Source organism: Kaistia sp. UC242_56, assembly GCF_044452255.1.
Taxonomy (GTDB): Bacteria; Pseudomonadota; Alphaproteobacteria; order Rhizobiales; family Kaistiaceae; genus Kaistia; species Kaistia defluvii_A.
In genome coordinates, this window is record NZ_JBIOAN010000002.1 from 1,727,052 (window position 1) to 1,744,968 (window position 17,917).

General features: G+C 66.1%; 12 protein-coding genes. 7 read left to right on the top strand and 5 right to left on the bottom strand.

The genetic code is table 11. The annotated features are described in order from the left end of the window. Positions 1-16: 16 nt before the first annotated feature. Entirely contained in the window at positions 17-1,468 is a 1,452-nt protein-coding gene (locus ACHMWQ_RS10850) for a PLP-dependent aminotransferase family protein (RefSeq protein WP_396307466.1), read from the bottom strand. Positions 1,469-1,555: 87 nt separating this feature from the next. Between ACHMWQ_RS10850 and ACHMWQ_RS10855 the strand changes: the two genes are divergently transcribed. Both ACHMWQ_RS10855 and ACHMWQ_RS10860 read left to right on the top strand, forming a co-directional pair. Next, positions 1,556-2,419, top strand: a complete 864-nt coding sequence (locus ACHMWQ_RS10855) for a DMT family transporter (RefSeq protein ID WP_396307467.1) — start codon at positions 1,556-1,558, stop codon at positions 2,417-2,419. Between the two features lie 281 nt (positions 2,420-2,700). Next, on the top strand, positions 2,701-3,630 hold the full coding sequence (locus tag ACHMWQ_RS10860) for a ring-cleaving dioxygenase (protein ID WP_396307468.1): 930 nt from the start codon (positions 2,701-2,703) through the stop codon (positions 3,628-3,630). Between the two features lie 87 nt (positions 3,631-3,717). On the opposite strand, the gene ACHMWQ_RS10865 is transcribed toward ACHMWQ_RS10860, so the two are convergent. Together ACHMWQ_RS10865 and ACHMWQ_RS10870 are read right to left on the bottom strand one after the other, a co-directional pair. Beyond that, a complete protein-coding gene (locus tag ACHMWQ_RS10865; RefSeq protein WP_354548011.1) occupies positions 3,718-5,070 on the bottom strand; it encodes an MFS transporter in 1,353 nt (450 codons plus the stop codon). A gap of 327 nt (positions 5,071-5,397) precedes the next feature. Beyond that, a complete protein-coding gene (locus ACHMWQ_RS10870; protein ID WP_354548012.1) occupies positions 5,398-5,640 on the bottom strand; it encodes a hypothetical protein in 243 nt (80 codons plus the stop codon). Between the two features lie 541 nt (positions 5,641-6,181). On the opposite strand from ACHMWQ_RS10870, the gene ACHMWQ_RS10875 reads away from it, so the two are divergent. The 5 genes from ACHMWQ_RS10875 to ACHMWQ_RS10895 all read left to right on the top strand — a co-directional run bounded on the left by ACHMWQ_RS10875 (position 6,182) and on the right by ACHMWQ_RS10895 (position 14,731). Next, a complete protein-coding gene (locus ACHMWQ_RS10875) occupies positions 6,182-10,444 on the top strand; it encodes an autotransporter domain-containing protein (protein ID WP_396307469.1) in 4,263 nt (1,420 codons plus the stop codon). A 391-nt stretch (positions 10,445-10,835) separates the two neighbouring features. Then, entirely contained in the window at positions 10,836-11,375 is a 540-nt protein-coding gene (locus tag ACHMWQ_RS10880; protein ID WP_396307470.1) for an invasion associated locus B family protein, read from the top strand. 81 nt (positions 11,376-11,456) lie between these two features. Then, positions 11,457-12,077 (top strand): invasion associated locus B family protein, encoded by a 621-nt coding sequence (locus ACHMWQ_RS10885; protein ID WP_396307471.1) that lies wholly within the window; start codon positions 11,457-11,459, stop codon positions 12,075-12,077. Between the two features lie 120 nt (positions 12,078-12,197). Further along, entirely contained in the window at positions 12,198-13,493 is a 1,296-nt protein-coding gene (locus ACHMWQ_RS10890) for a hypothetical protein (RefSeq protein WP_396307472.1), read from the top strand. 2 nt (positions 13,494-13,495) lie between these two features. Beyond that, entirely contained in the window at positions 13,496-14,731 is a 1,236-nt protein-coding gene (locus ACHMWQ_RS10895) for a glycosyltransferase (protein WP_396307473.1), read from the top strand. A 1-nt stretch (position 14,732) separates the two neighbouring features. On the opposite strand, the gene ACHMWQ_RS10900 is transcribed toward ACHMWQ_RS10895, so the two are convergent. Both ACHMWQ_RS10900 and ACHMWQ_RS10905 read right to left on the bottom strand, forming a co-directional pair. After that, positions 14,733-15,314 (bottom strand): serine acetyltransferase, encoded by a 582-nt coding sequence (locus ACHMWQ_RS10900; RefSeq protein ID WP_396307474.1) that lies wholly within the window; start codon positions 15,312-15,314, stop codon positions 14,733-14,735. 89 nt (positions 15,315-15,403) lie between these two features. Next, on the bottom strand, positions 15,404-17,704 hold the full coding sequence (locus tag ACHMWQ_RS10905) for an EAL domain-containing protein (protein WP_354548021.1): 2,301 nt from the start codon (positions 17,702-17,704) through the stop codon (positions 15,404-15,406). Positions 17,705-17,917: the final 213 nt, after the last annotated feature.

Genomic DNA, 17,917 nt, shown 5'->3' on the forward strand with positions numbered 1-17,917 from the left:
CCGGTCGGAGACGGCATCACGAGGGCGAGGCGCTCCGCGCCTTGTCCGGCCGTGCGGCCATGCCGATCGCCGCCTCCAGCACCGTGAAGACGCGTTCGTCCTGGCATTGCGAGACGTTGAAGCGCAGGTAGTTTCCGGCGGATTGCGCGACGCTGAAGGCGTTGCCCGGGGCCAGCACGATGCCGTGCCCGAGCGCCGCCCGGGCGACATCGGCGGCGTCGATGCCTTCGGGCAGCCGGCACCAGAGGAACATGCCGGCCTGAGGCTCGATCCAGGGCACGAGCCCCAGGGCCCGCAGCTTCGCGCCGACCTCCAGCCGCGCGCGCGAAAGACGCAGGCGCAGCGCTTCCAGATGCTTGCGATAGCCGCCATCGCGCAGCACGGCCAGCGTCAACTCGGCATTGAGCCGCCCGCCGCCAAAGGTGGTGGCGATCTTCAGATCGATCAGCCCTTCGATCCAGTCGGGACGCGTGGCGATGAAGCCGCAGCGCGCCGAGGCGGAAAGCGTCTTGGAGAAGCTGCCGATCTGGATCACCCGCTCCAGGCCGTCGAAGGCCGCCAGCCGCGGCGCGGGCAGCGCTTCGAAATCGGCGAAGATGTCATCCTCGATGATGGTGAGCGCGAACTGCTCGGCGAGCTTCAGCACGCGATGCGCGATGACGGGCGAGAGCGTGGCGCCGGTCGGATTGTGGATCGCCGAATTGGTGATGTAGAGGCGCGGCCGCCGCTCGGCGCAAACCTGCGCGAACGCCTCGATATCGGGGCCGTTGGGCGTGTAGGGCACGCTGACGATGACGACGCGATGCGCCTTCAGGAGCGCCTGGAAATTGAAATAGCAGGGGTCGTCGACGAGCACCACGTCCCCCGGCTCGACCAGGAAGCGGCAGAGCAGGTCGATGCTCTGCGTGCCGGAATCCGTCAGCAGGATCTGGTCGGGCGGCACCTCGACGCCCTTCTCGGCCAGCCGGCGGCCGATCAGCTGGCGCAGCGGCGCCAAGCCGAGCGGCGTGCCGTAATCGCTGAGCGCCGCGCTGTCGGCGCGCGACAGGCTGCGGAGCGCCCGCCGCAGCCCATCCTCCGGAAACCAGGCCGGCGGCAGCCAGCCGCAACCGGGCTTCAGGTCGCCATCGCCGGCATCGAGCGACTGCCGCGACACCCAGAAGGGATCGATCTCGCGGTCGAGCTTCGGTCCGATTTCCGAGAGCGCCAGCGGCGCCGTCTGGCTGGCGACATAGAAGCCCGAGCCCGGCCGCGACTGGATCAGCCCTTCGCCGACGAGGCGCTCATAGGCTTCCACCACGGTCGAAGTCGAGACGCGGAGGCTCGCCGCCAGCGCGCGGATCGACGGCAGTTTCGCGCCGGCCGTCAGGCTGCGATTGGCGACGCGCTGCCGGATGACTGCCATGACCTGCGCGGTGAGCGTGCCGTCGCCAGCGATCCTGTCCATCCGTATTGTTTCCGTCGCCATAACAGTTTCCGCGAACTGTACCGCTCTGTGTCTGGTCGCAAAAGCCTCCGCGCGCGATGAAGCGGCGGGATCTTGAAAAGGTGCGACATGGACAAGGCGACGAGCGGCTGGATCAGCGGATTCATTGGCGTGCTCATCTTCAGCGGTTCGCTACCGGCGACCCGGACGGCCGTGCTGCAGTTCGATCCGGTATTCCTGACCGTGGCGCGCGCCGCGATCGCCGGCCTGCTGGCGCTTGCCCTTTTGCTGCTGCTGCGCCAGAAGCGGCCGGCGCGCGAAGACCTCGTGCCGCTCGCCGTCGTCGCGGGCGGCGTGGTGCTGGGCTTTCCGCTGCTGACCGCGCTGGCGCTCCAGCATGTCACCTCGGCCCATTCGATCGTCTTCATCGGCCTGCTGCCGCTTTCGACCGCGATCTTCGGCGTCATCCGCGGCGGCGAGCGGCCGCGACCGGCCTTCTGGATCTTTTCCGGGCTGGGCAGCGCGGCCGTCGCCGGCTTCGCTCTGGCGCAGGGGCTGACGGCTTCGCCCGCGGGCGACCTGCTGATGCTGGCGGCGATCCTCGTCTGCGGCCTCGGCTATGCGGAGGGCGGCCGGCTTTCGCGCACGATCGGCGGCTGGCAGGTGATCTCCTGGGCGCTGGTGCTGTCGTTGCCGGTGATGCTGGCCGTATCGGCGCTCTACTGGCCGCCGAACTTCGCCGGCATCGGCGCGCCAGCCTGGCTCAGCCTCGGCTATGTCTCGCTGTTCAGCATGCTGATCGGCTTCGTGTTCTGGTATCGCGGCCTGGCAAAGGGCGGCATCGCCGCCGTCGGCCAACTGCAATTGCTGCAGCCCTTCTTCGGCCTGGCGCTCGCCGCCTGGCTGCTGCGCGAACCCGTCAGTTGGATGATGGTGGTGGTGACGCTGGCCGTCATCGCCTGCGTCGCCGGCGCCCGGCGGTTTGCACGCTGAGGATCGTCGGAGGACGGTAAGACCCTCACCCCAGCCCTCTCCCGCATGCCGGAGAGGGGGCCGATCGCGCCTGACCTCGACCTTTTTACCATACCGGCCGAAAAGCCCTCTCCCGCGCGCGGGAGAGGGTTGGGTGAGGGCCTTGCTTCCTTGCTCGCCCTCTCGGCCACACCCGGCGACAGATCGTTCACCGAACCCTGCGTGGCGGGGGCGGGGCGGCTCGCCTACATTCCCTCTCGAACGAGCGCGGCCTTCACGCGCTCCCGAAACGGGAGATTCCCATGTCGAACGGCATCCACCACGTCACCGCGATCTCCGGCCCGGCGCGGCGCAATCTCGAATTCTATGCCGGCGTGCTCGGCCTTCGCCTCGTCAAGAAGACCGTCAATTTCGACGATCCGCGCACCTATCACTTCTATTACGGCGACGAGATCGGCCATCCCGGCACCATCCTGACCTTCTTCCCCTGGGAGCATGCAGCAGCCGGGCAGGTCGGCCGTGGCGAGACCTTCGAGACCGCCTTCCGCGTGCCCGCATCGTCGATCGGCTACTGGACGCAGCGCTTCCTGGAAAAGGGCGTTTCGCACGAGACGCCGTCGCGCCGCTTCGGCGAACCGGTGCTCGCCTTCCGCGATCCGGACGGCATGCGGCTGGCGCTGGTCGGCGTCGCCGGCGCCGAGGCCGAGCCCGGCTTCAGCGCGGGCGACATCCCGGCCGAGCATGCGCTTCGCGGTTTTCATTCCGTAACGCTGCTGCTCGACGACGCCGCCGCGACCGGCGCGATCCTGAGCGATGTCTTCGGCTTCCAGAAGGGCGGAAGCGAGGAGACGACGCAGCGCTACCAGGTCGAGGGCACCACGCTGGGCGGCATCGTCGATCTCCGTGTCGTCGGCGGTTTTCCGCGCGGCAATCTCGGCGCCGGCACCGTGCACCATGTTGCCTTCCGCGCGGCGGATGACGCGGCGCAGGAAGCGATGGTGCGCAAGCTGGCCGAGAACCACGGCCAGCGGACGACGGCCCAGAAGAACCGGGACTATTTCCGCTCGGTTTATTTCCGCGAGCCGGGCGGGGTGCTGTTCGAGATCGCCACCGACGTGCCCGGCTTCGCGGTCGACGAGCCGCAGGCGAGCCTCGGCCAGTCGCTGAAGCTGCCGGCCTTCCTGGAGCCGCGCCGCGCCGAACTCGAAGCCGTCCTGCCGCAACTCGGCTGATCGGCACCACGGCCGATCCAACAAAAAGCCCGCGCGGAGCGATCCGCGCGGGCTTTGTTTTGTGACGTCCAGCGTCCGGGGCTTGCCTCAGGCGTTGATGTCGACGTCCTTGGTTTCCTTGCCGAGCACCAGCGCGATCAGCGTCAGCACGCCCATGGCCGAGAGATAGACGCCGACCCAGAACGGGCTGCCGGCGCCATAGCTCCAGAGCGCCACGGCGATGAACGGCGCCACGGCGGCGCCCAGGATCGACGAGACGTTGTAGGAAATGCCCGAGCCGGTATAGCGCACATTGGCCGGGAACAGTTCCGGCAACAGCGCGCCCATCGGCCCGAAGGTCATGCCCATCAGCGTGAAGCCGAGGATCAGCCAGGCCATGACGCCGAACGTGCCGAGCGACAGGATCGGCACCCAGAGCAGGCCGAACAGGATGATGCCGAGCGTGACCCAGATCAGCGTCTTGCGGCGGCCCCAGCGATCGGCCCAGGGGCCGGAGGCGAGCGTGAAGATGCCGAAGAACACGACGCCGGCGATCATCATCAGCACGAAGGTGCGATAATCGAAGCCGAGGCCCGGCAGCGGCGCGTTGACGCCGGCGCGGCCATAGCTGAGCGAGAACGTCGTCATCAGGTAGAACAGCACATAGGTCGCCAGCATGTAGAAGGTGCCGAGGATCAGCTCCCTCCAATGCAGCTTGAAGGCGGCGGCGAGCGGCACCTTCTGGACCTTGCCGGTCTCGACCGTCTTCTCGAAGGCGTTGCTCTCGACCAGGTTGAGCCGGACCCAGAGGCCGACGATCACCATGACGGCCGAGAACAGGAACGGAATGCGCCAGCCCCATTCGAGGAAGGCGGTCGACGGGCGCGACGGATCGTCGGAAGGCAGCAGCGCCGCGATGATCAGGAACAGGCCGTTGGCGATGATGAAGCCGAGCGGGGCGCCGAGCTGCGGGAAGGTGCCGAAGATGGCGCGCTTTCCGGGCGGTGCGTTCTCGGTCGCGACCAGCGCCGCGCCGCTCCACTCGCCGCCGAGCGCGAAGCCTTGGGCGAGACGCAGGATCACCAGCATGGCGGGGGCGAGCCAGCCCACCGTGCCATAGGTCGGCAGCACGCCGATCAGGAAGGTCGCGATGCCCATGGTGAGCAGGGCGCCGACCAGCGTGATCTTGCGGCCGCGCTTGTCGCCCATATGGCCGAAGAAGATGGCGCCGAGCGGACGGGCCACCATCGCCGCGCCGAACACGGCGAAGGAGGCGAGCAGCGCCGTGGTGTCATTGCCGGTCGGGAAGAAGAGGTGCGGGAACACCAGCACCGCCGCCGTGGCGTAGACGTAGAAATCGTAGAACTCGATGGTGGTGCCGACGAGACTGGCCAGGAGGACGCGAGCGCGCGAATTGGCCGGCGCGGCGTTCCTTGCTGTCGCGGCGAGGGTCGATGCCATGGGTACCATGCTCCAAGGGGACGCGGCAGCGGCGACAGGCAGTGTCCTCGTCCGGATCAGGCTGGCGATGATGCTGGCAGGTCGCGGGCGCGGCGACGGGCGCCGTTGCTTTGCGTCAAGATGATGGCAGTGGCTATAGCCGAGCTTTTGCCCGAATGCACCCTTGAATCGCCGATTTTCGGGCCGTGGGGGCGATCTGGTGCCGCTCGCGAAGGATCCGGCGGGTGCGGAAGCAAGACGACGCGCAAAATCCGGTTCGCGCGTCGAAGTCGTGTCGAGGTCGATGACACGCATCGCGTGCCGGAAATCGCCGGGCGGGTGCCGGGCTTACTTGTCGGCCATGCGCTTCAGGCGGTCGAGCACTTCGGCGACGACGATGTTCGGCGGCGGCTGGCGGGTGCCGGCCTTGAGGTTGCTCGGCACGTTCAGCCGCGCCTTGACGGCTTCGATGTCGACATCCTTGGCGCCGGGGATCGAGGCGACGAAGGCCATGATCGCCGTCATGCCGGCATCGATGTTGCGCATGGCGTGGTTGATCTCGTCGATCAACGCCTTGGTATTGGTGTCCATTCCGCCGTTCTCCTTCAATAGGCGCGGCTTGATCCCATGAATTGGCGGGACTGTCGAATCCGGCCCGGCGCCGGGGAGGGTGGCAGGGGCTGCGGGCGATCCGACGGGCGAGTGGGAGCGTTTTCTGCCGCCGCGTAACGTGATTCGCCCTCGCCATCGCGTCTGTCAGGCGGTGTCATGGACTGCCAGCGTGTGCCGTTTCGGCAACAATGGGAAAATTAACATCACGCCGGCCTGCCGCTTTCAAAGCTCGGTTGCATGGCGAAGGTGACGTTAGCGTTAGTTCGTCTGCCAAACTGATTTCACCATATATATTTAAAAATTCGAACTAAATTAGGCGCGGCCTTTATCAAAAGTTGCATTACCATCCTTACGAAACGGAAGGGAGTCCCTGGAGTTGCAAATTGCAACTTGAAAGGGAGGTATCTGGACGCTGCGACCACGGTCCTGCTCATATCTCAGGCATGCGGATGCGCTTGGCGGCACGAGGGGCTTGTCGCCGGCGCGGAATGTCAATCCGAGCTTTGACCCGGGGGACTGGATGTCTGAGACTATTCGAAACACGGGCCGCAAGGCCTGGCTGCTGAGTTCTGCCTCCGGCGCAGTGCTCCTCGCCGGCATGGCCGTCATGACGCCGGAACAGGCGCTGGCGGCTTGTACAAGTGGTAACGTGGTCAATTGCACCGGCGCAAACAGCTTCAATTCGACACGCAGTTACATTCCAACTGGCGCGTTTACGCTAAATTTCGGAGATGGAACGGCGCTTACGACGGTAACCGCGACTGGCAGTGGCGCGAATGCGGACGGCATAAGGATCTTAGGTGGCACAGTTTTTGGTGTCCCATATGGGACGTCGAATCCGGTCACAGTGAATCTTCCCGTCCTCTCTTCGGTTAACGCCAATCGTGACGGCCTGTTCACGATGACGGATGGTCGTGATAATTCGATCAATATCACGGCATCAGGCAACATCACTGCCCAACGGACTGGCATCGTCGCAGTCAGTGGAAATGCTCTTGGCGCCGCGGGCGCGGGCGGGATCTCCATTGCAAATAGCGGATCGATTCAAGCCAGCTCGGGGCCCGCAATACTAGCCTATCGTCAGAATTCGACTAATTCAGACCTCAATCAGACGGTTGCCATTACGAACTCTGGAACGCTGAAGTCCGTATCGGGCGACGGTATCGTGGTTGGTAATTCCGTCGGAAATCCTTACGGTCTTGGAGCGACTGTCCGCTCTGAGGGCATGGCTTCGATTGTTAACAATAAGACTATCGATGTCGCGGGGAACGGCATCTGGTCGAATACAACCAGCGGAGCCACCATTTCGAATGGCGTCGCGGGCGAGATCGCGGCAGGGCAAGATGGTGTAGCTGCGTATGGCGTGGCCCTTGGCGTCGAATTGGCTACGGGCGGTGACGTTGAAGTCGAAAACCTCGGATCCCTTGAAGGCAGACGGCACGGCGTCCATGCCATAACTGAGGGGGATGTGATTGTTTCCAACGGGGCAGGTGCAAGAATCGAAGGTACTGGCGGCGACGGAATCCGCCTCGGCTCGCTCGGAGACGCAACCGTTTATAACGACGGCGGCTCGATCACCGGCGGCGACAATGGCGTGTCTGCGGTCGCGGCGGGCAAACTCTTCATCGACAATCGTTCGACCGGAGTCGACGCGAGCACAATTCAGGGCGTGTCGAGCGGAATTCGCTTCGGCACCACTGTCGGTGGGGTTCCCATTCCGCATGTCGGCGACGTTGAGATCCAGAACGGTGCGGACGACATCATCCGCGCTACCGCTGGCGACGGCATTACCGGTCTTGCAACGGGCCAGATCGATATCGTCAATCTCTCTGGCGGCACGATCGATGGCGCTACGAACGGCATCAACGTCACTTCGCTGCTCAGCGGTGTGAACATCGCCAACGGCGGCGACATCACGGCCGGACAGAATGGCATCGTTGCGATCGCCGGACTTGGCAATGTCGTTATCGACGGTGAAGACGATGGTGCCGGTGGCAAGATTTACGGCTCTGTCGACGCAACCAACGGCTCCGGCATCTTTGGCGCGGCACTGGGCAACGGCGACGTCTCGATCGATGCCGGCACAGTCAATGCCGGCGCTGACAATGCCTTCACGATCCCCGGGCTGGGCATCGGTGTTGGCGGTGGCGTTGTCGGCGTGGCGCTCGGCGACGGTGCGGTCGATGTCCGCCTGCACGGCAATGTCTCGGTGGACGGCGGCATGTTCGGCGGCGCCGCGATCGCGCTCGGCACTGGCCATGCGATCGTGACGCTCGACGACGGCGTCGACATCGATCCGCCGGTGATCGGCATGGCAGCGATCTCCGTCAACGGCAATTCGACCGTCAACATCGGCAACAACAGCAACGTCGATGCCACCCTGGCTGGCGCGGTGGGCCTCAATTTCGGCGCTGGCGGCATAACTGTTGATGTCGGCGACAACAGCACCATCGGCGATGCCACGGTACCAACGTTCGGCATCCTCACGCTCGACACGTCCGGCAGCGCCCCGACGGAGATCACGATCGGGACGGACTCCGTCGTCAACGGCCAGACCAGCGCCATCCTCGCTATTGCGGCCGGCTCGGGCTCGAAAGTCTCGATCGCCAATAATGGCGGCGCGATCATTGGTGGCGACGGTTCGGCGCCGGTGATCGGCGTCTACTCCGACAGTGGCGTCGTGATCGACAACAACAACTACGACGACGGCACCAACGTTCATCGCGGCCTCATCCAGAACGCGAGTGAGGCGCCGGACGATCTCGCCATCCTGACCGGTGGCGGCCAGATGACCCTCAACAACAATGGCGACGTTATCGGCCGGGTGATCGCGCTCACCACCAATGGCGGCGACAACGCGTTCAACAATGACGAGGGCAGCACCTGGAAGACGTCGGGCGCCAGCACCTTCATCACCACCGGTTCGGGCAGCAACACGCTAACCAATGCCTTGGGTGCTGAGGTCGACCTGTCCAACGGCATGATCACCCTCGGCGCCATCGGCGGCGACAATACGCTCGCCAACAACGGCAGCTTCGACGTCATCGGCGCGGCGATGTTCAATCTCGGCAGCGTCTCCGGCGACAACTTCGTGCAGAACAGCGGCGGCTTTACCAGCCAGGGCGCCGTCATGTTCAATCTCGGCTCCGTCTCCGGCAGCAACGACTTCAGCAACACCGGGGAGATGACGTTTACGGGCCTCCATGCCTTCAACTTCGGCTCGGTGAATGGAAATAACACCGTCACCAATGACGGCGTGTTCGAGACCTACGGTCTGACGGCGTTCAACTTCGCCGCCGGCGGCACCAGCACGTTCAACAACAATGACTACTTCTCGACGAACGGGGTGACGTCCTTCCTCGGCCTCGACGACTTCAACAACAATGGCATGCTCACCATGGTGAACGGCCAGTACGATTACGGCCTGATGACCATGCCGGGTACGGAAACGCACGTCGGCGATTGGACGCTGATCGACGGCAATTTCGTTGCCGGTCCGGATAGCAGCCTGGCGGTCGATGCGCGGCTCAGCGTCAAGGGCGACTCCGCCTCGGACCTGCTGTCGATCACCGGCGACGTCGTCGGCACGACGAAGGTCTATGTGAACTACGACACCTCGGCGATCGGCGGCTACAATCCCGACGGGATCACCGTGGCTCGCGTCTGGTCGGGCAACACTTCGGAAGGCGACTTCAAGCTTGCCAACGGTCCGATCGATCGCGGGCTCTACACCTACGATCTGTTTCTCAAGTCCGAAGCCGAGGGCGGTGGCATGAGCCCGATGGCCGAGACCGAGGGCGGCGCGTCCTGGGTTCTCGCCAGCTATGCCGATGCCAGCGCCTACAATCTGTCCGCCTTCACCGGGCTTGCCCAGGGTGTGTGGAACACCACCTCGGATAGCTGGATCGACCGGGCCGGCGACCTGCGCGTCAGCGCCGAGGGCACCGATCCCTCGAAGCGGTCCGGCATCTGGGGCCGGATGATCGGCAACGGCGCCAACCGCAGCACCGATGCCACCATCACGCCGTTCCAGAACCAGTCGGTCAAGATCGACACCGGCTACGACCAGACCCTCTGGGGCTTCCAGGCCGGTATTGACCATGAGTTCGAAGGCACGGTCGCCGATGGCGTGCTGGTTGCTGGCGTGCTCGCCGGCTACGTCACCAGCAATGTCGACTTCGACAATGGCGAAAGCGTCAAGCTCTCCGGCCCGCAGGTCGGTGTCTATGCGACCTGGGTCAAGGGCGGCCTCTATGTCGACGGCCTGGTCAAGGGCGACTTCCTCAAGGCCGACTACAATGTCGGCGGCGCGGATGACAGCACCGACTCCACCACGATCGGTGTCCGCGTCGAGTCGGGCTATCGCTTCCTGACCTCGACCGGCATGTTCATCGAGCCGAATGCGAGCCTCGCCTATGCCCACACCAAGTTCGACGACATCAACGTCTCCGGCACGGCGGTGAACTTCGATAATGGTGACGGCCTGGAAGGCAAGCTGGGTGCGCGCTTCGGCGGCTCCACGCTGAAGGACGGCGTCAAGTATGACCCCTATGTCAGCCTCGGCATTGCCGGGGAACTGCTGAGCAACAACTCGGTCTTCCTCGATAGCGGCCCGGGTCTCGTCGTCGAGGACGACGCGCCGGACGTCTTCGGCGAGGTCGGCGCGGGCATCAACATCTTCTCCAGCAAGAGCGGATGGACCGGCTTCGCCAAGGCAGACCTTCGCTTCGGCGACGACTATTTCGGCGGCACCGGCAAGATCGGCGCCCGCTGGGCCTGGTAGGCACGCCTGCCGAAACGACATGCCGCCGGCCCCAGGGCCGGCGGTTTGCATTTGCAGGCTGGCTTGCGTAGCCTTCGGGGTGTCGTCGTCGCGGTCGCGCCATAGAACCCGCCGCCCGCGCGCGAACCGCCTCCGGGCCTGCTGCAAAAGGGCCGGGGACGGACCGCGCAACGCATCACCCGGATGCCCGCCTCGGCGTTCCAACCGGGGGCGCCGGCGGACGCAGCGTCTGTGGCACTTTTCCCAGCCTCCGGCCACGATCGAACGGGGCCTTCATCTTCCGCTGGCATGTCGGCAGCGGTCGTCTATAGAGAGACATCTACGGCGCTCTCTTGCCGTCGCGGAAGTCCGGGGCGAGGTTGGGCGTATCGTTTCAGTTCGGGGGATTCAGATGTTCCATTTCGCGCGCCGCCTGCGGCCTTCGCTTTTCACCGCCGCGCTGCTGCTGGCCGTGCCCGGCCTCGCCTTGGCGCAGGACAAGGGCGGCGACGTGCCGGTCCTCGGGGCCAACAAGGCGGCTGCCGCCCTGAGCTGGCTCAGCACCTGCCAGGGCCCCGGCCGCGCCGCAGAGCTCGAATGTCAGATGGAGCAGCGCGCGGTCATCTCCGGCTCGGGCCAGCTGATCGGCTCGATCACGATCCGCGTCCCCTCGCAGACGCGCAAGCCCGTGCTGATGATCCGCGGGCCGCTCGGCCTGTCGCTGGCCGGCGGCGTTACCGTCGATGTTGATGATGCCTCGCCGCTGGCGCTGCCGCTGCAGACCTGTGACGCCGGCGGCTGCTATGCCGGCGCGCCGGTCTCCGACGAGCTGCTGGCCGCGATGTTCAAGGGCCAGAAGCTCAATGTGACGTTCCAGAACCTCAACAAGGAACCGATCAAGCTGCCGATGTCGCTGGCGGGCTTCTCGGCCACATACGGCAAGATCAAGTAAGGCGGCGCGACGGAAACGGGGGGCTCTGCCCCCGCGGCTTTCCGTCGGGTAGGGATCGATGGCGAGTGGGGGCGCCGAGCGATGCGCGACGTATATAACGAGGAGGAATCGGGCGGGCGACCGGTCCTCTGGGGGATTTTCGCGGTGCTGTTGGTGGCGCTGGTCGTCGCGGTTGGGCTGACCTGGCGCGGCGCCGGCCTCGATCGCCTGCTCGCGGTGGTCGGCATCGGCCGGAGCGCGAGCGAGTCGGCGCCCGTCATCCATGCCGCCGATGTCGGCGCGCCGAGCCTCGATGTCGGCGAACGGGTCGGCGATTGGTTCGTCGCCTGCGATGCGCCGGCGAAGGGCTGTTCCCTCACCCAGACGGTCCGCCAATCGGGCATGCCGGCGGTCTCCTGGCGGATCGAGCGGAACGCCGCCGGCGAGCTCGTGGGCGTCTGGACGATGCCGACGGGGATCATGGTAGGGCGGGGCATGCAGCTGGCGCTCGACGACGGCAAGCCGAGCGTGGTGCCCTATGATTCCTGCGCGCAGTCCTCCTGCGAGGTGCGCGCCAAGCTCGGTCCTGATTTCGTCGAGCTGATGCGGGCCGCCCGCAGGACCGGCACCACCGTGACCCTGAAGGGCGGCGCCACCCAGACCTATGGCTTCAGCCATGAGGGTCTCGCCACCGGATTGACGCGCCTGATCGCTGCCAAATAGCCGGCGCGACCGGCACGGCATTGACGTTGCGTCATGCGCTTGCCAGCATGATCCCGAAGCCCGCCGCGGACCCTTCGCAGGCCGGCTTCGCCTGGATCGTGCGGCAGGGGGCAGGGGCGCATGAACGGCAATCCGGCAAACGGGTTCCGCTGGGCCGTGCTGGCAGCGCTCGGCCTGATGCTGGCGAACGATGCGCTCGGCGGGCCGGTCCGCTATGCCCTCGCGCCGATCGGCCTGGTCGGCCTGTCCTATGCGCCGTTCCTGATCGCAGCCGTCCTGATCCTGGCCTATGGGCTCGCGGCGCTGATGACGCTGCGGCCGGACGCGATCGCGATCGCCATCTTCCTGCCGGCCTTCCTTTGGCTGTCCTATGCGCTGTTGCTGGGGTTGCCCAAGGCGCAGGCCGCCTTCGGTCTCTATACTTGGGTGCCGTTCTTCCTCGGCATGCTCGCGGTCGCGACCGGGGCGAGGGCGGCGGCGCTGCGGCTGATCGCCGGGGTCTGGGCGGTAGCCGTGATCGGCGTGCTCGCCAACGCGATGATGCCGTTTCCCTGGGTCGGCGAGAGCTATGAAATCCTCGGCGTGCAGGCGGAGTTTGCGCGCGAATGGCAGGCCTTTGGCGTCGAGAGGCTGCCGGGCTTCTCCCGGGCAAGCTTTACGGCCGCCAACCAGATCGCGATCGGCGGGGCGCTGCTGCTCGCCGGCGAGATCCGGCGCGCCGCGAAACTTGCCATATGGCTGCTGTCGGTTTTGGGCATCGCGCTGACGACGTCGAAGGCGCCGCTCGCCGCCATCCTCGTCGCGCCGCTTTGCCTCGCCTTGTATGACCGGCTCGCCGCCGCCCGTCGCTTCCGCTTCAGCCAGTGGGCCATTGGCGGCCTGCTCGCTGTCGCGATCGGCCTGCCCCTGGCGGCGCTGGCGGGGTTTCGGTTCGGCGAAAGCGGGAACCTGGCCTTCCTGTCGCTCGGCTCGGTCGGCGTGCGGATGGACGAGATGTGGCCGCGCGCCTATGCGCTGCTCGAGCCCTATTGGCCGCGTCTTGCGCTGGGCGTCGGGTTTGGCGGCATCGGGGCCGGGCAGGCCTATTTCGACGCCGCGCGGTTCAGCCCCGGCGACAATCTGTTCGTGTTCCTGTTCGTGACGTTCGGCTTCGGCTCGCTGCTGTTCGCGGCCCCGTTCTGGAGGGGCAATCGCTGGCTGTTCCAAACCGCGCCCGCGGCGCATCGCGAGCTGTTCCTGGTGGGTATCCTCGTGCTCGTCCTGGGTGCGATGGCCAATCTCGTGGAATCGGTCATTCCGGGCTTCCTGCTGGGCATGCTGGCCGGCAAGGCGCTGGATCCACGCGCCGCGGCCTTCGAGGGCCAGCCCGCCATCCGGTTCGGGCGGCAGCTGCGCCTCGACCCGGTGCGGATCTAGCGATGCGGATCCTGGTCGTCGCCGCGCTCTATCCTCCCGACAGTCGCGGCGGCGCGGAGAATTCCGCCGCCAATCTGACGCGGTGGCTGGCGCGGCAAGGGCATGAGATGGCGGTGCTGACCACCGCGCCCTCGCGCGCCGAAGAGTTGCACGGCGTCGAGGTCGACGGCATCCGGATCTGGCGGCTCCGCACCGCCCATCTCTATCCCGCCCGCGATGCCCCGGTCGCGCCGCGTTGGAAGAAGCCAATCTGGCATCTGCAGGACCATGTCGATCCCCGTAATCCCGGCCTGGTGGCCAAGGTGATCGAGGCGTTCCGGCCGGATTTCGTCAACGTCCATTTCGTGCAGGGGATCGGCTACAACGCGCTCACGGAAATTGCCGGCGCCCGCCTGCCCACGCTGTTCCTGCTGCACGATCTCGGCCTTGCCTGCATGCGGATGTCGATGTTCCGCGATGGCGCCAACTGCGCCCGGCAATGCCTCGGCTGCCGGATCTCCAGCCGCTACAAGGCGGCGTTGATCGCCCGCTTCGAGCGGATCGGCTTCTGTTCGCCGTCGCGCGCCAATCTGGCGACGCTCTCGGCGCTGCTCCCGATCGACCGCTATCCCCACACCAGCATCCCCAATCCCAATCTCTATGATCGGCCGGACCTGCCGCGCTCGGCGTCTGACCTTGTCCGGCTGCTCTATGTCGGCCGGCTGCATCGCAGCAAGGGTGTAGAGCTTCTGCTGGAGGCAGCGGAAGCTCTGGCGGCCACGCATCGCTTCCAGCTGACGATCGTCGGCGGGGGACCGGAAGCGGGGCGGCTGCAAGGCCGCTATCGCCCTTCGGCCTGGCTACGTTTTGCCGGCCATGTGCCGGAGGCGGCGGTGTCGGTATACATGCGCGATGCCGACCTTCTCTGCATCCCCTCGCTCTGGCAGGAGAACTGGCCCGGCGTGGCGGTGCGGGCTCTGGAGATGGGGCTGCCGGTGCTTGGCAGCCGCATCGGGGGCCTGCCGGAGCTGATCGATCCCGACCAAACCGGCGACCTTGTGCCCGTGGGAGACCGCGCCGCATGGATCGCCGCGCTCCGGCGCGTGCTTGAAAACCCGATGGAGCTGGGGCGCTGGCAGCGGAACGCCGAGGCAACGCGCGGGCGCTTCGACCAGGACCGGCTGGGCGAACGGATGCTGGCCTTCATGGCCACCATCGCCGGATCTTCCGCCGCAGCGCCGGAAGCACACGAGGACTGATTCAGATGTCGATGCCGGTGGCTCGCTCGGCCGTCGCCGCGAGGATGCGGGCCGGGATGCCCACGGCGGTGTTACCCGCCTGTATGTCGCTCAGCACCACGGCGTTGGCGCCAACCGTGACGCGATCGCCCAGCGTGACGCCGCCAAGCACCTTCGCTCCGGCCGATATGCAGCAGTGATCGCCGAGCGTGGGGACCTCGGATCGGTCGGGGTCGCGCCGTCCGAGCGTCACCTGCTGGAAGAGGGTCGCATGCGCGCCGACCACCGTGCCCGCGCCGATGACGATGCCGGTTGGATGCGGCAGGTAGAGTCCGCCGGCGATGCTGGAGTCCGGCGCGATGTGGCAGCTGGTCGAGATCGTCGCGCCATACCAGAGCAGGCGGCGCAGCAATCGGCCGGCGAGCGGCACGCGGATCGCCGCCTCCTGCAGGCGGATCGACAGCGCCAGCTGAAAGCCGGGCTCGAGCAGGACGAGGCGCAGCAGCAACCGGAAATCCGCCGGCCGGCCCGTCGCCTTGGCCCAGGCGTGAAAATCCTGCCGCAGCTTGTCGAAGGGCGAGCTTGATTCCGCAGCCTGTCGCATGGATGCCCCCGCATCGGAACGCGGCAGCCAGTCTGGAAGGAAACGCGGCGGCGGGCAATGCCTGCTGCTCGCCCTCAGGACGCCAGCGCTCAGCCGATCGCGCCTTGCGCCAGCAATTGCTTCTGGTTGAAGGCCTGGCAGAAGGCGGGAACGGCGTCGGCGGGCATCGGTTCGGCGATCAGATAGCCCTGGATGATCGGGCAATCGAGCGCGACGACTGCGTCGAGCTGCGACTTAGTCTCCACACCTTCGGCGACGATTTCGAGATCGAGCGCATCGGCCAGCTCGATGATCGAGCGGACGATGGCGCGCGTCTTCGGATCGTGCTCGAGATCGGTGATGAAGGAGCGGTCGATCTTCAGGCTGTCGACGGGCAGGCTGCGCAGATGGCTGAGCGAGGCGTAGCCGGTTCCGAAATCGTCGAGCGCGAGCGAGAAGCCGAGCCGGCGCAGATCGTTCAGCGTCGAGGCGATGCGCTCGGCGTCGCGTGACAGGATCGTGGTTTCCGTTACCTCGATGGTGAGCTGCGCGCTGGTCAGGCCATGCAGGCGCAAGCGGCTGTGCAGGTCCTCGGCGAAGCTCGGCTGGCGCAGGTCGAAGGCGGTGACGTTCATGCTGACCCGTGTCGACAGGCCGACCTTGTCCCAGGCGGCGAGGTCGCTGATCACGCTCTGGATCATCGTCTTCGTCAGGGCCTGGGCGATATCCGGCTCGTCGAAGGTCTCGGCGAAGGTGCCGGGCATCAGCGTGCCGCGCTCGGGATGCAACCAGCGCGCCAGCGCCTCGTAGCCGATCAGCTTGCCCGTGCGGATATCGAGCATCGGCTGGTAAAAAGGCACGATCTGGCTGGCGTCGAGCGCCAGCCGCAGGGCCTTGAGCAGCGAATAGCGGCGCTCCGCGTCGTCGCGCATCGATGGCGCGAAGAACACCGTGCGCCCGCGCCCGGCCCGCTTGGAGCGGTAGACGGCGATGTCGGCATCCGCCATCAGCTCGCCCGAGGTGCGGCCGTCGGCAGGGAAGATGGCGACGCCGGCGCTCAGGCTGATCGGCACGTCCTGCTGCTTGACGGAGAAGGGGCGGGCCACCGATTCCATCATCCGCTTGACCGCGGCGGCCGCGTCCTGTGTGTCCTGCGCGTTGGTCAGCACGACGGCGAATTCGTCGCCGCCGAGGCGGCCGATGACGTCGGATTTGCGGATCGTGCCGCGAAGCCGGCTCGACACCTCGCGCAGCACCATGTCGCCGGCGTCATGGCCGAGACTGTCATTGATGTCCTTGAAATGGTCGAGATCGATGATGCAGAGCGCGGCGCGCCGCTTGGCCCGCTTCATCTGCTTCAGCTTCTCCTCGAAGCGCTGCTCGAAGAAGCTGCGATTGGGGAGCCCGGTCAGCCCGTCATGATGGGCGAGATGGACCAGCTCCGCCTCCAGGGCGCGGTTGCGGGTGATTTCCTCGCGTAGTTCGTTCGTCGTCCGTTCGAGCGAGGCATAGCTCGCCATCAGGTCGACGGCGCGCGCCTCCAGCAATTCGTTGGCGTGCAGCAGCTCGTTATGCTGCTTCTCGATGGCGCGGGTCGCGGCCAGTGTCGGCCCGATGTCGATATCGGTGACCGTCAGGCCCTCGCCATGCGGCGCGAGGCGCAGCTGGCGTTCGACGATCTTGCCATCCTGGGTATAGCGGGCATCGAAGACGTCCGGCAGCTGGCTGTTCACGGCGCGCACGAACCGCTCCATCATGCCGCTCGATTCCGCGAACGGCCAGGCTTCCAGCATCTGGCTGCCGATCAGCGCATCGGGATGCCTGTGCACGCGCCGGGCGGATTCGGCATTGGCGGCCACGATGCTGAAGTCGAGGATGGCGCCCTTGCTGTCGCGGATCGCGCTCAGCACGGTGATGGCATCGGCGCTGACGTTGAAGACCGAGCGCAGCACATTGGTCGCGTCTTCGCGCGGCCGGATATAGCAGACGAGGAGCAGGGCTTCGCCCGACCGCACGGGAAGGATCAGGCGCTCCGTGATGCCGACGGCGGTCGCGCCGACCTTGCTGTGCAGCGCCAGGCCGGGCCGGCCCGATTGCAGGATTTGGAAATAGGTGGCGCGAAACGAGCGGGCGCCCCGATTGGTCATCTGCTCCAGCACCCGGCCGGTCGGATCATGGCCGAACACCGCCACGACGTTCCGGCCGACCCGTTCATAGACCAGGGACTCGCCGATGGCGCGCATCACCATCATCCGCTCGGCCATGGGGCTGGCGAGCGCGAGTGCGAAGTGCCGGATATCAGGGATGTCGCCGCCATTGGCCGCATACCACATGGCGCAGAGATCACGGACGTCACTGAAATCGGTGGTCTGCTCTATATCGTCTATGCGGACGTCTACATAGCTCGTCAAACCGGAGGCCTTCCTGGGTCAGCACCTGGCGAAAGCTACCGTGACCTATCTTTATAACCGATTAAATGAAGTCATCCGCCGCCGCAATTGTGGCGAATTCCTGTTCTCCAGCAATCCTCATAATGCGACATTTCACGGCAGAGCCTGCCGTAAGGTAAGCTTATCGTCGCTGCGTGGACGAGTGCGTTTTCGGGGAGCGGGGAGCGGGGGGGG

What these genes read in the sequence shown, in the direction of transcription:
- ACHMWQ_RS10850 (WP_396307466.1), bottom strand. Translation starts at nt 1,468, where the DNA reads ATGGCGACGGAAACAATACGGATGGACAGGATCGCTGGCGACGGCACG.
- ACHMWQ_RS10855 (WP_396307467.1), top strand. Translation starts at nt 1,556, where the DNA reads ATGGACAAGGCGACGAGCGGCTGGATCAGCGGATTCATTGGCGTGCTC.
- ACHMWQ_RS10860 (WP_396307468.1), top strand. Translation starts at nt 2,701, where the DNA reads ATGTCGAACGGCATCCACCACGTCACCGCGATCTCCGGCCCGGCGCGG.
- ACHMWQ_RS10865 (WP_354548011.1), bottom strand. Translation starts at nt 5,070, where the DNA reads ATGGCATCGACCCTCGCCGCGACAGCAAGGAACGCCGCGCCGGCCAAT.
- ACHMWQ_RS10870 (WP_354548012.1), bottom strand. Translation starts at nt 5,640, where the DNA reads ATGGACACCAATACCAAGGCGTTGATCGACGAGATCAACCACGCCATG.
- ACHMWQ_RS10875 (WP_396307469.1), top strand. Translation starts at nt 6,182, where the DNA reads ATGTCTGAGACTATTCGAAACACGGGCCGCAAGGCCTGGCTGCTGAGT.
- ACHMWQ_RS10880 (WP_396307470.1), top strand. Translation starts at nt 10,836, where the DNA reads ATGTTCCATTTCGCGCGCCGCCTGCGGCCTTCGCTTTTCACCGCCGCG.
- ACHMWQ_RS10885 (WP_396307471.1), top strand. Translation starts at nt 11,457, where the DNA reads ATGCGCGACGTATATAACGAGGAGGAATCGGGCGGGCGACCGGTCCTC.
- ACHMWQ_RS10890 (WP_396307472.1), top strand. Translation starts at nt 12,198, where the DNA reads ATGAACGGCAATCCGGCAAACGGGTTCCGCTGGGCCGTGCTGGCAGCG.
- ACHMWQ_RS10895 (WP_396307473.1), top strand. Translation starts at nt 13,496, where the DNA reads ATGCGGATCCTGGTCGTCGCCGCGCTCTATCCTCCCGACAGTCGCGGC.
- ACHMWQ_RS10900 (WP_396307474.1), bottom strand. Translation starts at nt 15,314, where the DNA reads ATGCGACAGGCTGCGGAATCAAGCTCGCCCTTCGACAAGCTGCGGCAG.